11 protein-coding genes are annotated in these 13,761 nt (G+C 72.2%); 8 read left to right on the top strand and 3 right to left on the bottom strand.

Going from position 1 to position 13,761, the window contains the following annotated elements; translation table 11 throughout:
• Nucleotides 1-10 precede the first annotated feature (10 nt).
• Nucleotides 11-658: a PepSY domain-containing protein gene (locus tag C1703_RS27450; RefSeq protein WP_114255345.1), complete on the top strand. Its 648-nt coding sequence runs from the start codon at nucleotides 11-13 to the stop codon at nucleotides 656-658.
• Between the two features lie 381 nt (nucleotides 659-1,039).
• Here the strand turns inward: C1703_RS27450 and meaB are convergent, their stop codons facing one another.
• Nucleotides 1,040-1,996, bottom strand: a complete 957-nt coding sequence (gene meaB / locus C1703_RS27445) for a methylmalonyl Co-A mutase-associated GTPase MeaB (protein ID WP_114255344.1) — start codon at nucleotides 1,994-1,996, stop codon at nucleotides 1,040-1,042.
• A gap of 49 nt (nucleotides 1,997-2,045) precedes the next feature.
• On the bottom strand, nucleotides 2,046-3,245 hold the full coding sequence (locus C1703_RS27440; protein ID WP_198678287.1) for an acetyl-CoA C-acetyltransferase: 1,200 nt from the start codon (nucleotides 3,243-3,245) through the stop codon (nucleotides 2,046-2,048).
• 148 nt (nucleotides 3,246-3,393) lie between these two features.
• Here C1703_RS27440 and mce point away from each other — a divergent pair, with 148 nt between their 5' ends.
• The 7 genes from mce to C1703_RS27405 all read left to right on the top strand — a co-directional run bounded on the left by mce (nucleotide 3,394) and on the right by C1703_RS27405 (nucleotide 13,346).
• Complete coding sequence (mce, locus tag C1703_RS27435) at nucleotides 3,394-3,834, top strand: methylmalonyl-CoA epimerase (RefSeq protein WP_094055890.1); 441 nt, start codon at nucleotides 3,394-3,396, stop codon at nucleotides 3,832-3,834.
• A 232-nt stretch (nucleotides 3,835-4,066) separates the two neighbouring features.
• Complete coding sequence (gene scy / locus C1703_RS27430) at nucleotides 4,067-8,014, top strand: polarized growth protein Scy (RefSeq protein ID WP_114255342.1); 3,948 nt, start codon at nucleotides 4,067-4,069, stop codon at nucleotides 8,012-8,014.
• Between the two features lie 183 nt (nucleotides 8,015-8,197).
• Nucleotides 8,198-9,133: a cellulose-binding protein gene (locus C1703_RS27425; protein ID WP_010040099.1), complete on the top strand. Its 936-nt coding sequence runs from the start codon at nucleotides 8,198-8,200 to the stop codon at nucleotides 9,131-9,133.
• A gap of 86 nt (nucleotides 9,134-9,219) precedes the next feature.
• Nucleotides 9,220-10,179 (top strand): ABC transporter ATP-binding protein, encoded by a 960-nt coding sequence (locus C1703_RS27420; RefSeq protein WP_198678286.1) that lies wholly within the window; start codon nucleotides 9,220-9,222, stop codon nucleotides 10,177-10,179.
• A 2-nt stretch (nucleotides 10,180-10,181) separates the two neighbouring features.
• Nucleotides 10,182-10,952, top strand: coding sequence for an ABC transporter permease (locus tag C1703_RS27415; protein WP_198678285.1), 771 nt, complete (start codon nucleotides 10,182-10,184; stop codon nucleotides 10,950-10,952).
• A gap of 121 nt (nucleotides 10,953-11,073) precedes the next feature.
• Nucleotides 11,074-12,468 (top strand): ABC transporter ATP-binding protein, encoded by a 1,395-nt coding sequence (locus C1703_RS27410; protein ID WP_114255340.1) that lies wholly within the window; start codon nucleotides 11,074-11,076, stop codon nucleotides 12,466-12,468.
• Nucleotides 12,465-13,346, top strand: a complete 882-nt coding sequence (locus tag C1703_RS27405) for an ABC transporter permease subunit (protein WP_114255339.1) — start codon at nucleotides 12,465-12,467, stop codon at nucleotides 13,344-13,346. The genes C1703_RS27410 and C1703_RS27405 overlap by 4 nt, the downstream gene beginning before the upstream one ends.
• 6 nt (nucleotides 13,347-13,352) lie before the next feature.
• Here C1703_RS27405 and C1703_RS27400 read toward each other — a convergent pair whose 3' ends face one another.
• Nucleotides 13,353-13,685 carry a hypothetical protein gene (locus tag C1703_RS27400; protein WP_031117511.1) on the bottom strand — a complete coding sequence of 111 codons (333 nt, stop codon included), beginning with the start codon at nucleotides 13,683-13,685 and terminating at the stop codon, nucleotides 13,353-13,355.
• Nucleotides 13,686-13,761: the final 76 nt, after the last annotated feature.

Here is a 13,761-nt window from a genome sequence, read left to right as displayed (position 1 = left end):
AGGAATCCGCATGAAGCGCAACATCGTGATCGCCGCTGTGACCGCCGCCGCTCTGATCGGAGGCGGTACGGCCACGGCCCTGGCGACCACGGGAGACGACGAGGGCTCGGCGCGGCAGGCGGCCAACACCCGGCTGTCGGACGACGCCCACGACGACCAGGACGGCCCGGACGCGCAGGACGACCGCGACGACGACGCGGCGCGGGCGGCCTCCTCGGACGTCACGGCCGCCGAGGCCATCGCCTCCGCGCTGAAGCACACGTCGGGCACGGCGGTGTCCGCCGAGCTGGACGACGAGGACGACAGCGCCAAGGTGGTCTGGAAGGTCGACGTCCTGTCCGGCGACAACACCTGGCACAGCGTGAGCGTCGACCCGTCCAACGGCAAGGTCCTCGGTTCGCACGCCGACGACGAGGACGACACGGCGCAGGTGCGGGCGGCCCTGAAGGGTTCCTCGGTGACGGCCGAGGAGGCCGCGAAGGCTGCCGCCGGCAAGGGCGTGGTGACGTCCGTCGACCTGGACGAGGACGGCAGGAACAAGTCCTGGGAGGCCGAGACCCACACGTCCGGCGGCGCCGAGCAGGACTGGAAGATCGACCTGAACACGGGCAAGGTCACGGCGGACCGTACCGATGCCCAGGACGACGACCAGGACTGACATCCCACTGCCTGATCTCAACCGCCCCGGCGTCCGTGCTGACGCCGGGGCGTTGCGCAACCCGGCGCAACGCGGTACCTCCCCCGAGCTCTCGGCTTCGCTCGAGCAGGGGGGACCCCCACGCCCACCCGTGCCGCCCCTGGCGGCACGCATGCCCGCGGCTAAGGCAGCCGGCTGGGCGGCAGCCACGACGCGCCCGCACTCGCCGTACTACGGAAGGGGCCGTGCCGGGGGGTGTCCGCCCGCGGCGGTTGGCGCGTCAACGCCAGTGAGTCGGTGTCCGGCCCCATCGCGCCGTTCCGAGGACGGACACCCCCCCGGCGCGGCCCCGACCCCCCCCACGGCGATCAGGCGAAGACGCGCACCCGCGGTCGGCGCCGCTCAGCCCTCCGTCAACCCCGCCACCAGCTCATCAGCCGCCCGATACGGATCCAGCTCCCCCGCCACGATCCGCTCGGCCAGAGCGCCCAGCCGCCGGTCCCCGTGCAGGTCCCCGATCCGCTCCCGCAGCGCCGTCACCGCGATCGTCTCGACCTCCCTCGCCGCGCGAGCGGCACGCCGCTCCGCGAGCACCCCCCGCTCCTCCATCCAGGCCCGGTGCTTCTCCAGCGCCTCGACGACCTCGTCCACGCCCTCGCCCCGCGCGGCGACGGTCTTCACGATCGGCGGACGCCAGTCCCCGGGCCCCCGCGCCTCCCCCAGCCCCAGCATGTGGTTCAGCTCGCGGGCCGTCGCATCGGCCCCGTCCCGGTCGGCCTTGTTCACGACGTACACGTCCCCGATCTCCAGGATCCCGGCCTTGGCCGCCTGGATCCCGTCCCCCATCCCCGGCGCGAGCAGCACCACGGACGTGTCCGCCTGCGAGGCGATCTCCACCTCGGACTGCCCGACCCCCACCGTCTCGACGAGGATCACGTCGCACCCGGCCGCGTCCAGCACGCGGATCGCCTGGGGCGCGGCCCACGCCAGGCCGCCCAGATGCCCGCGCGTGGCCATGGAGCGGATGTACACGCCCGGGTCGGACGCGTGCTCCGACATCCGCACCCGGTCCCCGAGCAGCGCACCGCCGGAGAACGGGGACGACGGGTCGACGGCGAGCACGCCGACCCGCTTGTCCTGCTTGCGGTAGGCGGAGACCAGCGCCGAGGTCGACGTCGACTTGCCGACCCCCGGCGACCCGGTCAGCCCCACCACGTACGCCCCGCCGGTCAGCGGCGCCAGCGCCGCCATGACCTCCCGGAGCTGCGGGGACGCCCCCTCCACCAGCGAGATCAGCCGGGCGACGGCCCGCGGCCGCCCCTCCCTGGCCTGGGCCACCAGCGTGGAGACGTCCTGCATCACAGCTCCGTTCAGATCAGGGACGTACCGGGAAGGGACGTACCGAAACTCAGGCCTTGGGCACGCGCACGATCAGCGCGTCACCCTGACCACCGCCACCGCACAGCGCGGCAGCGCCCACGCCGCCGCCCCGCCGCTTCAGCTCCAGCGCCAGATGCAGCACGAGCCGCGCACCGGACATCCCGATCGGGTGACCCAGGGCAATGGCACCGCCGTTGACATTCACCTTTTCGGTGGACACCCCGAGGTCCTTCATGGACTGCACGGCCACCGCCGCGAACGCCTCGTTGATCTCGATGAGGTCGAGGTCCGATACCTCCAGCCCCTCCTTCTTCAGGGCGTGCAGGATCGCGTTGGACGGCTGCGACTGCAGCGAGTTGTCCGGCCCGGCCACGTTCCCGTGGGCACCGATCTCGGCGATCCACTCCAGGCCGAGCTCCTGCGCCTTGGCCTTGCTCATCACGACCACGGCGGCGGCGCCGTCGGAGATCTGCGAGGCGGAACCGGCGGTGATCGTGCCGTCCTTGGAGAACGCCGGACGCAGCTTGCCGAGCGACTCCACGGTCGTGTCGCCGCGAATGCCCTCGTCCTTGCTGAACAGCACCGGGTCGCCCTTGCGCTGCGGGATCTCGACCGGCGTGATCTCGGCCTCGAACAGGCCGTTCTTCTGCGCGGCGGCGGCCCGCTGGTGGGACAGCGCGGCGATCTCGTCCTGCTCGGCGCGCCCGATGCCCAGCCGGGTGTTGTGCTTCTCCGTCGACTCGCCCATGGCGACGCCGTCGAAGGAGTCGGTCAGGCCGTCGTACGCCATGGCGTCGAGCATCTGGACCGCGCCGTACTTGAAGCCCTCGCGGGACTTGGGCAGCAGGTGCGGGGCGTTGGTCATGGACTCCTGACCGCCCGCGACGACCACGTCGAACTCACCCGCGCGGATCAGCTGGTCGGCGAGCGCGATCGCGTCGAGGCCGGACAGACAGACCTTGTTGATGGTCAGCGCCGGCACGTTCATCGGGATGCCCGCCTTGACCGCGGCCTGGCGCGCCGGGATCTGCCCGGCCCCGGCCTGGAGCACCTGACCCATGATCACGTACTGCACCTGGTCGCCACCGATCCCCGCACGGTCGAGGGCGGCCTTGATCGCGAAGCCGCCGAGATCGGCTCCGGAGAAGGACTTCAGCGATCCGAGCAACCGCCCCATGGGCGTACGCGCGCCCGAGACGATCACCGAGCTGGTCGTAGCAGAAGACATGAGCTGCGATCCCCTTACCGGCTGCACAGCCGAGGAGTGAACGAGGGTTTACTTCGAATGTACTGACCGGTACTCCACCCCGTCATCGGGCTGTCGGTGTGATCGCGCGCACGTTGCGTAACCACCCCGGGAGCGCTGCACTGAATCCATGCTGACGCGAATCGACCACATCGGAATCGCCTGTTTCGACCTCGACAAGACCGTCGAGTTCTACCGTGCCACCTACGGCTTCGAGGTGTTCCACTCCGAGGTCAACGAGGAGCAGGGCGTGCGCGAGGCCATGCTCAAGATCAACGAGACGTCCGACGGCGGCGCCTCCTACCTGCAGCTTCTGGAGCCGACCCGCGAGGACTCCACCGTCGCGAAGTGGCTGGCGAAGAACGGGGAGGGCGTCCACCACATCGCCTTCGGCACGGCGGACGTGGACGCCGAGTCCGCGGACATCCGCGACAAGGGCGTGCGCGTGCTGTACGAAGAGCCCCGACGCGGTTCCATGGGGTCACGGATCACCTTCCTGCACCCCAAGGACTGCCATGGCGTCCTGACAGAACTGGTCACTTCGGCGCCTGTTGAGTCACCTGAGCACTGACCCTCGTACATAGGGGCCGGTAGGGTTGGGTGCGGTCGCCGCTCAGCCAGGGTGACCGCGGTCCCGCCGTGCGACGGCAGGACCACCGGGGTCCGGGTTTCGGGGGAAGAGCGTCGGGGCAGCAGCCTCTGCTCCGCCGATGATCTGACACCATTCCCCGGGGGCCCCGTTCGGCGGATGGACGGAGCTCGTTCGGAAAGAGTTGCGACCAGGGGACGGATGGGACCGCGCAGTGCGGGGCTACGAGAGCCAGGAGCGAGAGCCGGCGGCTGACGTCGACCACCTCTCTCGGTTCGAAGCCGAGATGAAACGGCTGAAGACCGAACGGGAAAAGGCGATCCAGCACGCCGAGGACCTCGGCTACCAGGTCGAGGTGCTGCGCGCCAAGCTGCACGAGGCGCGGCGCACCATCATGTCCCGGCCCTCCTTCGACGGGGGCGACATCGGCTGGCAGGCCGAGCAGTTGCTGCGCAACGCGCAGATGCAGGCCGACCAGATCCGCGCGGACGCCGACCGCGAGCTGAGCGAGGCCCGGGCCCAGACCCAGCGGATCCTCCAGGAGCACGCCGAGCAGGCGGCCCGCCTCCAGGCGGAGCTGCACCAGGAGGCGGTGACCCGCCGCCAGCAGCTGGACCAGGAGCTGGCCGAGCGCCGCCAGACGGTCGAGTCGCACGTCAACGAGAACGTGGCGTGGGCCGAGCAGCTGCGCGCCCGCACCGAGCAGCAGGCCCGCCGGCTGCTGGAGGAGTCCCGCGCCGAGGCCGAGCAGGCCCTGGCCACCGCCCGCGCGGAGGCCGAGCGGCTGACGACCGAGGCCCGGCAGCGGCTGACGGGCGCGGCCGAGGAGGCCCGCGCCGAGGCCGAGCAGATCCTGCGCCGCGCCCGCACGGACGCCGAGCGCCTGCTCAACGCCGCCTCCACGCAGGCCCAGGAGGCCACCGACCACGCCGAGCAGCTGCGGACGTCCACCGCCTCGGAGTCGGAGTCGGCGCGCCGCCGGGCCCAGGAGCTGAGCAAGGCCGCCGAGCAGCGGATGGCCGAGGCCGAGGAGGCGCTGCGCAAGGCGCAGGCCGAGTCGGAGAAGCTGGTCGCGGAGGCCAAGGAGGCCGCCGCCAAGGCCCTGGCGAGCGCCGAGGCCGCCAACGAGACGCGCACGCGCACGGCCAAGGAGCAGGTCGCCCGGCTGGTCGAGGAGGCCACGAAGGAGGCCGAGAGCACCAAGTCCGAGGCGGAGCAGATCGTCGCGGACGCCCGGGCCGAGGCCGAGAAGATCGTCGCCGAGGCCGCCGAGAAGGCCCGCACGCTCACGGCCGAGGAGACCGCGACCCAGCTGTCCAAGGCGGCCCGGACGGCCGAGGAGGTCCTCACCAAGGCGTCGGAGGACGCCAAGAAGACCACCAAGGCCGCCGCCGAGGAGGCCGAGCGGATCCGCAAGGAGGCCGAGGCCGAGGCGGACCGGCTGCGCGCCGAGGCGCACGACATCGCCGAGCAGCTCAAGGGCGCGGCGAAGGACGACACCAAGGAGTACCGCGCCAAGACGGTCGAGCTGCAGGAGGAGGCCCGTCGGCTGCGCGGCGAGGCCGAGCAGCTGCGGGCGGACGCCGTCGAGGAGGGCGAGAAGATCCGCGCCGAGGCCCGCAAGGAGGCCGTGGCGCAGATCGAGGAGGCGGCGAAGTCCGCCGAGGAACTGCTCGCCAAGGCCAAGGCCGACGCGGACGAGCTGCGCACGACCGCCCAGGCCGACAGCGAGAAGGTCCGCACGGAGGCGATCGAGCGGGCGACGACCCTGCGCCGGCAGGCCGAGGAGACCCTCCAGCGCACCCGGCAGGAGGCCGAGCGGCACCGCGAGGAGGTCGTCGAGCAGGCCGAGTCCCTCAAGGCGGAGGCCGAGCGCGCGGCGCGGGAGCTGCAGGAGGAGACCGAGCGGGCCATGGAGGCCCGCCGCGCGGAGGCCGCCGAGGAGCTGACGCGGCTCCAGACGGACGCCGAGGAGCGGCTGGCCGCGGCCGAGCAGGCGCTGTCGGACGCCCGTGAGGAGGCCGCGCGGATCCGCCGCGAGGCCGCCGAGGAGAACGAGCGGCTGCGCGCCGAGGCCGCCGAGCGGATCCGTACGCTCCAGCAGCAGGCCGAGGCGGAGGCCGAGCGGCTGCGTGACGAGGCCGCGTCGGACGCGTCCGCGGCCCGTGCCGAGGGCGAGGCCGTCGCCGTACGCCTGCGGTCGGAGGCCGCGAGCGAGGCCGAGCGGCTGAAGTCGGAGGCGCAGGAGAGCGCCGACCGGATGCGCGCGGAGGCGCAGGCGGCCGCCGAGCGGCTCGGCGCGGAGGCGTCCGAGACGCTGGCCGCCGCCCAGGAGGAGGCCAACCGGCGCCGCCGCGAGGCCGAGGAACTCCTCGGCAGTGCCCGGCAGGAGGCCGACCAGGAGCGCGAGCGGGCCCGCGAGCAGAGCGAGGAGCTGCTGGCCTCGGCGCGCAAGCGCGTGGAGGAGGCGCAGGCCGAGGCCGTCCGGCTGGTCGAGGAGGCCGACCGGCGCGCCACGGAGATGGTGTCCGCGGCCGAGCAGCACGCGCAGCAGGTCCGGGACTCCGTCGCGGGGCTGCACGAGCAGGCGCAGGAGGAGATCGCCGGGCTGCGCTCCGCCGCCGAGCACGCGGCGGACCGTACGCGCCGGGAGGCCCAGGAGGAGGCGGACCGGGTCCGCTCCGACGCCTACGCCGAGCGGGAGCGGGCGAGCGAGGACGCCGGCCGGCTGCGCCGTGAGGCCCATGAGGAGTCCGAGGCCGCCAAGGCGCTCGCCGAGCGGACGATGTCCGAGGCGATCGCGGAGGCGGAGCGGATCCGCACGGAGGTCGCCGAGCACGCCCAGCGGGTGCGCACGGAGGCGTCGGACACCATCGCCGAGGCCGAGCAGAGCGCCGCGCGCACCCGGGCGGACGCCCGCGAGGACGCCAACCGCATCCGCTCGGACGCGGCGACGCAGGCGGACACCCTCATCACCGAGGCGCGCAACGAGGCGGAGCGGCTCACCACCGAGACGGTCCAGGAGACCGACCGGCTGCGGATGGAGACGGTCACCGAGGCCGAGCGGGTCCGTACGGAGGCCCTCTCCGAGGCCGAGCGGGTCCGCTCCGAGGCGGCGGCGGAGGCCGAGCGGCTGCGGGCCGAGTCGGTCGCCAAGGCCGACCAGCTGATCGGGGAGGCCACCGGCGAGGCGGAGAGGCTGCGCGCCGAGGCCGCCGAGACGGTCGGCTCCGCGCAGCAGCACGCCGAGCGGGTCCGCTCCGAGGCCGAGCGCGTCAAGGCCGACGCGGAGGCGGAGGCGGAGCGGCTCGTCGCGTCCGCGCGCGAGGAGGCCGACCGGACGCTGGACGAGGCCCGCAAGGACGCCAACAAGCGGCGTTCCGAGGCGGCCGAGCAGGTCGACAAGCTCATCTCGGAGACCACCGCCGAGGCGGACAAGCTGCTGACCGAGGCGCAGCAGCAGGCGCACAAGACCACCGCGGAGGCCGAGGCGCAGGCCGACACGATGGTGGGCGCGGCCCGTACGGAGGCCGACCGGCTCGTGTCCGAGGCGACGGTCGAGGGCAACTCCCTGGTGGAGAAGGCCCGGACGGACGCGGACGAGCTGCTGGTCGGCGCGCGCCGGGACGCCACGCAGATAAGGGAGCGCGCCGAGGAGCTGCGCGACCGCATCACCTCGGAGATCGAGGAGCTGCACGAGCGGGCCCGCCGCGAGTCGGCCGAGACGATGAAGGCGGCGGGCGACCGCTGCGACGCACTCGTCAAGGCTGCCGAGGAGCAGCTCGCGAAGGCGCAGGCGAAGGCCAAGGAGATCGTGTCGGAGGCCAACTCCGAGGCGGGCAAGGTCCGGATCGCCGCCGTGAAGAAGGCCGAGGGGCTGCTCAAGGAGGCCGAGCAGAAGAAGACCACGCTGATCCGGGAGGCCGAGGAGCTCAAGGCCGAGGCGATCCGCGAGGCCAAGCGCACGGTCGAGGAGGGCAAGCGCGAGCTGGAGGTCCTGGTCCGTCGCCGGGAGGACATCAACGCCGAGATCTCCCGTGTCCAGGACGTCCTGGAGGCGTTGGAGTCCTTCGAGGCCCCCTCCGCGTCCAAGGACAGCGGAGTCAAGGCAGGTGCAACAGTCGGCGCACCCCGTTCGGGTGGCAAGTCCTCGGATAGCTAGCGAACCGGGGCGAATCCGGTGTGTGCTGGGGTCTTTGACCAAGTCTTTGGCAAGCAGTCCTGCGGTCCGCCACCCAAAAGGGGTCTCATTTTGCAGACCAAACGCGCATCCGCTCGATGACACACCGTTTCGGCCCCTAGGATTCCACCTATCACCTCACCGGTCTCATTCGACAGGAACCCCATGAGCGACACTTCCCCCTACGGCTTCGAGCTTGTGCGGCGTGGGTACGACCGCGCTCAGGTGGACGAACGTATCTCCAAGCTCGTCTCCGACCGTGACAGCGCTCTCGCCCGCATCACCGCTCTGGAAAAGCGCATCGAGGAGCTCCACCTCGAGACGCAGAACGCCCAGGCCCAGATCAGCGACGCCGAGCCGTCGTACGCGGGTCTCGGCGCGCGCGTGGAGAAGATCCTCCGCCTCGCCGAGGAAGAGGCGAAGGACCTGCGCGAGGAGGCCCGGCGCGCGGCGGAGCAGCACCGCGAGCTCGCCGAGTCGGCGGCCCAGCAGGTGCGCAACGACGCCGAGTCGTACTCCGCGGAGCGCAAGGCCAAGGCCGAGGACGAGGGCCTGCGGATCGTCGAGAAGGCCAAGAGTGACGCCGCGCAGCTGCGGGCCGAGGCGCAGAAGGACGCGCAGTCCAAGCGCGAGGAGGCGGACGCCCTCTTCGAGGAGACCCGCGCCAAGGCCGCGCAGGCCGCCGCCGACTTCGAGACGAACCTCGCCAAGCGCCGCGAGCAGTCCGAGCGCGACCTGGCCTCCCGTCAGGCCAAGGCCGAGAAGCGCCTCGCCGAGATCGAGCACCGCGCCGAGCAGCTCCGCCTGGAGGCGGAGAAGCTGCGCACGGACGCCGAGCGCCGCGCCCGCCAGACGGTGGAGACGGCCCAGCGCCAGGCCGAGGACATCGTGGCCGACGCCAACGCCAAGGCCGACCGCATCCGTTCGGAATCCGAGCGCGAGCTGGCCGCCCTCACCAACCGCCGCGACTCCATCAACGCGCAGCTGACGAACGTCCGCGAGATGCTCGCGACGCTCACGGGCGCCGCGGTGGCCGCCGCCGGCACGCCGGCCGAGGACGAGCCGATCTCCCGTGGGGTTCCGGCCCAGCAGTCCCGGTAACAGCCCGGCATACGGAGTCTGAATCTCCGCAAAGCCCTCTGCCGCTCGGGTGGCAGAGGGCTTTGTCCCGTTCTAGCGTGGCGGGCATGATTGAGCTGGAGGGGCTGACCAAGCGGTACGGCGAGAAGGTGGCGGTCAACAACCTGTCCTTCACCGTCAGACCGGGCATCGTCACCGGTTTCCTCGGGCCGAACGGCGCGGGGAAGTCCACGACCATGCGGATGATCCTCGGTCTCGACCACCCGACCGCCGGCGACGTCCGGATCGACGGCAAGCACTACCAGCAGCTGAAGGACCCGCTGACGTACATCGGCGCCCTGCTGGAGGCCAAGGCATGGCACGGCGGGCGCAGCGCCTACAACCACCTGCTGTGCCTCGCGCAGAGCAACGGCATTCCGAGGCAGCGGGTGGGCGAGGTGCTGGAGACGGTCGGGCTGACGGCGGTCGCGAAGAAGAAGACCAAGGGCTTCTCGATGGGCATGGGGCAGCGGCTCGGCATCGCGGCCGCGCTCCTCGGCGATCCGCGGATCCTGATGTTCGACGAGCCGGTCAACGGCCTCGACCCCGAGGGCATCCACTGGATCCGCACCCTGATGAAGTCGCTGGCCGCGCAGGGCCGGACCGTGTTCGTCTCCTCCCATCTGATGAGCGAGATGGCGCTGACGGCCGACCACCTCGTCGTCATCGGGCAGGGGCGGCTCCTCGCGGACACCTCCATGTCCGACTTCATCGCGCGCAACTCGCGGTCGTACGTCCGGGTGCGCAGCCCGCAGCGGGAGCGGCTGCTCGACGTGCTGCACCAGGCGGGGGTGGTCGCCGTCGAGAGCGGCGAGGGCGTGCTGGAGGTGGACGGCGACAAGGCCGAGCACGTCGGCGAGCTGGCGGCGCAGCACGGCATCACGCTGCACGAGCTGAGCCCGCAACAGGCCTCGCTGGAGGAGGCGTTCATGCGGCTGACGGCGGAGTCGGTGGAGTACCACGCACACAGCGGGACGAGCGCCGCGCCGCCACCGCAGCAGTGGGGCGACGGCTTGGGGAGGGACTGAGCATGGCGGCGACACAGATCGTACGGTCGGAGTGGACCAAGATCCGGTCGGTGGCGTCCACGGTGTGGACGCTCTCGCTGGTGGTGGTCGTGACGGTCGCGCTCGGCATGCTGATCTCGGCCCTGTCGAAGAACGAGTTCGACTCGATGGGCGCGCAGCAGCGGGCGGAGTTCGACCCGACGTTCATCAGCTTCGCGGGGATGAGTCTCGGTCAGCTCGCGATGATCGTGTTCGGGGTGCTGGTCGTGTCGAACGAGTACAGCACCGGCATGATCCGCACCTCACTGGCCGCCGTGCCGCAGCGCGGCTCCTTCCTGTTCAGCAAGATCGCGGTGGCCACCGCGCTCGCCCTCCTGGTCGGCCTCGTCACCAGCTTCGCCGCCTTCTTCCTGGGACAGGCGATGCTGGGTGAGCACCGGGCGGAGATCGGCGACCCGGGGGTGCTGCGAGCCGTGTTCGGCGGCGGCCTCTACATGGCCCTGATCGCGATGTTCTCGATGGGCGTCGCCGCGATGCTGCGCTCGCCGATGCTGTCGCTGGGCATCCTGATGCCGTTCTTCTTCCTGATCTCCAACATCCTCGGGAACGTCGACGCGACGAAGAAGGTCGGCCGGTTCCTGCCCGACCAGGCCGGCAGCAGGATCATGCAGGTGGTCCCGCCCCTCGACGACGACACGCCGTACGGGCCGTGGGGCGGCCTCGGGATCATGGGGCTGTGGGTGCTCGCGGCGCTCGTCGGCGGCTACGTGCTGCTGAAGAAACGGGATGCCTAGGGGACAGGCTTGGCGTGACCTTTTACCTGCTCTTGGGCGGAACCGTCAGCGCCTCGATATCCTCCTAACCCTTACGGGGGCGTGTGCCCCGCTGTCCTGAACCTTGCGATGGGTGCGGAGCATGATCGAAGCAGTCGGCCTGACGAAGCGCTACGGCGACAAGACCGCTGTGTACAACCTTTCCTTCCAGGTGCGTCCCGGCGCCGTCACGGGCTTCCTCGGGCCGAACGGCTCGGGCAAGTCGACGACGATGCGGATGATCCTCGGGCTGGACAACCCCACCAGCGGTCACGTCACGATCGGCGGCTATCCGTACCGCAGGCTGCCCAACGCCCCCCGCCAGGTCGGCGCGCTGCTGGACGCCAAGGCGGTGCACGGCGGCCGCGCAGCCCGCAACCACCTGCTGTGCCTGGCCCAGCTGTCGGGCATCCCGGCGCGGCGGGTGGACGAGGTGCTCGGGGTCGTCGGGCTGCAGGACGTGGCCAGGAAGCGGTCCAAGGGCTTCTCCCTCGGCATGGGCCAGCGGCTGGGCATCGCCGCGGCGCTGCTCGGGGACCCGCAGGTGCTGCTGTTCGACGAGCCGGTCAACGGGCTCGACCCCGAGGGCATCCTCTGGGTGCGCAACCTGATGAAGGCGCTCGCGGCGGAGGGCCGTACGGTCTTCGTCTCCTCCCACCTGATGAGCGAGATGGCGCTGACCGCCGACCACCTCATCGTCATCGGGCGCGGGCAGTTGCTCGCCGACATGAGCGTGACGGACTTCATCTCCGCGAACTCCGCCGACTTCGCGCGAGTCCGGACGCCCGACACGGAGCCGCAGCAGCGCGAGAAGCTGTCGGCCGCGCTCACCGAGTCGGGTGGTCACGTACTGCCCGAGCAGGACGGCGCGCTGCGGGTGACGGGCCTGCCGCTCCCCCGCATCAGCGACATCGCGCACGACCACGACGTACGGCTGTGGGAGCTGTCGCCGCACCAGGCCTCGCTGGAGGAGGCGTACATGCGGATGACGCAGGGCGCGGTCGACTACCGCTCCACCATCGACCAGAAGGAAGGCCTCCAGCAGCCGCTGCCGCCCGGCGCGCAGCCGCCGATGCCGGTGCCGGGCCAGGGCCAGCCCGGCTGGTACGCCCCGCCGCCGCCCCAGCAGGGCGGGCAGCCGTTCCCGATGCCCCCGCAGAGCGCCCCGGGCCAGGCCCCGGCGGGCCCGTACGGCACCCCCGGGGCCCCTGCCGCCTCCGGCACGGCCACCCCCAACCCGTACGCCCGGCCTGCGCCTCAGGCCCCGCAGGGCGCCGGGCAGCCGGCACCACAGCCGCCCGCCCAGCCCGCACCGCAGGGCGCCGCCCAGCCCGCGCCCCAGGCGTCCCAGGCCCCGCAGCCCCCGGCCCAGCCCGCGCCGCAGCCCCCCGCGTCCCAGTCGGACGCCGCACCGGCGTCCGCCGCCCCCGCCCGGCCCGCCGCGGCGCCCGTCGCCGCCCCGACCTCCGATCTGACCAAGCCCGAGGACGCCCGATGAGCAGCCCCCAGCCCCAGATGCCGCAGGCCGCGCCCGCCTGGCATGCGGCGCCCGGTTCCGCCCCGTACGCCGGCGGCCCCGGCTACACCTCGCCGATCCCGGTCGTGCGCACGCACCTCGGGCACGCCATCGCCTCCGAGTGGACGAAGATCCGGTCGGTGCGCTCCACGATGTGGACGCTCGGCGTGTTCGTCCTGCTCGTCGTCGGCATCGGCACGCTGACCGGCGTGGTGGTGGCGGACTCCGACCCGGCCCTGGACGGCGACAGCCCGCTCGGCCTGGGCTTCTTCGGTCTGCTGCTCGGCAGCATGTGCATCATCACGCTGGGCGTGCTGACCACGGCCTCGGAGTACGGCACGGGCATGGTCCGCACCACGATGGTGGCGTGCCCGAGCCGCGGCCGGGTGCTGACCGCGAAGGCCGTGGTGTTCTTCCTGGTCGCGTTCGTGGTGACGCTGGTGTCCGCGTCCCTCGTCGCCTTCCTGCACGTGGCGATGCTGGAGGGAAGCGGCGCCAAGAACCCCTCCGGCGGGGAGTGGCTGAAGGGCACGGTCGGCGTCGCGGCCTACGTCGCGCTGCTGGGCCTGCTCTCGCTCGCCGTCGGCTCGATCATCCGGCACTCGGCGGGCGCCATCACCATCATGATCGGCGCCGTGCTCGCCCCGCTGGTGATCGCGCTGTTCATGTTCTCCCAGTCGCTGGAGGACGTCCGCCAGGCCCTGTTCGAGTACTCCATCCCGAACCAGCTCAGCGTCTTCTACGCCAACTCCCTCAGCGAGTCCGGCCCGTCCGGCTGGGACCCGCTGTGGATCATCCTCGGCGCGACGGCCGTCGCGTTCGCCGTCGCCTTCGCCCTGCTGGAGAAGCGGGACGTCTGAGGTCCGTCAGAATCTGGGCGCGTTACGGGACCGCCGCACCCCCGGGGTGCGGCGGTCCCGCGCGTTCCAGCAGGCCTTGTGCCAGTGCCGGCGGTCGTCGACGCCCGCGTGCTCCGACCAGGCCACCACGTGCGGCACCCCGTCCGGGATCAGCTGGTCGCAGCCGGGGCAGCGGTACGACTTGCCCTGCGCGCTCGCGCCGGCCACGTGCCGCACGCTCCAGTTCTCGCCCTGCCAGTTCTCCGAGGACTGCCAGCCGCCGTAGCGGCCGGGGCGGTCGTCCTCGGCGCTCCGGCCGGACGAAGCGGCGCCCTTGGGTCGGTTGCGACGCGGGGACACGGGACACCTCTCGGGGCTATACAGGAAGCTCGGGCCGCGTCCAGCCTACGCGGCGCGGTCGGGGGTACGCGTACGG

It is taken from the genome of Streptomyces sp. Go-475 (assembly GCF_003330845.1).
GTDB lineage: Bacteria > Actinomycetota > Actinomycetes > Streptomycetales > Streptomycetaceae > Streptomyces.
This window is presented reverse-complemented; position numbering and strand designations above follow the sequence as displayed.

Coding starts and splice junctions, on each gene's coding strand:
- C1703_RS27450 (WP_114255345.1), top strand. CDS start 11: ATGAAGCGCAACATCGTGATCGCCGCTGTGACCGCCGCCGCTCTGATC.
- meaB (WP_114255344.1), bottom strand. CDS start 1,996: ATGCAGGACGTCTCCACGCTGGTGGCCCAGGCCAGGGAGGGGCGGCCG.
- C1703_RS27440 (WP_198678287.1), bottom strand. CDS start 3,245: ATGTCTTCTGCTACGACCAGCTCGGTGATCGTCTCGGGCGCGCGTACG.
- mce (WP_094055890.1), top strand. CDS start 3,394: ATGCTGACGCGAATCGACCACATCGGAATCGCCTGTTTCGACCTCGAC.
- C1703_RS27425 (WP_010040099.1), top strand. CDS start 8,198: ATGAGCGACACTTCCCCCTACGGCTTCGAGCTTGTGCGGCGTGGGTAC.
- C1703_RS27420 (WP_198678286.1), top strand. CDS start 9,220: ATGATTGAGCTGGAGGGGCTGACCAAGCGGTACGGCGAGAAGGTGGCG.
- C1703_RS27415 (WP_198678285.1), top strand. CDS start 10,182: ATGGCGGCGACACAGATCGTACGGTCGGAGTGGACCAAGATCCGGTCG.
- C1703_RS27410 (WP_114255340.1), top strand. CDS start 11,074: ATGATCGAAGCAGTCGGCCTGACGAAGCGCTACGGCGACAAGACCGCT.
- C1703_RS27405 (WP_114255339.1), top strand. CDS start 12,465: ATGAGCAGCCCCCAGCCCCAGATGCCGCAGGCCGCGCCCGCCTGGCAT.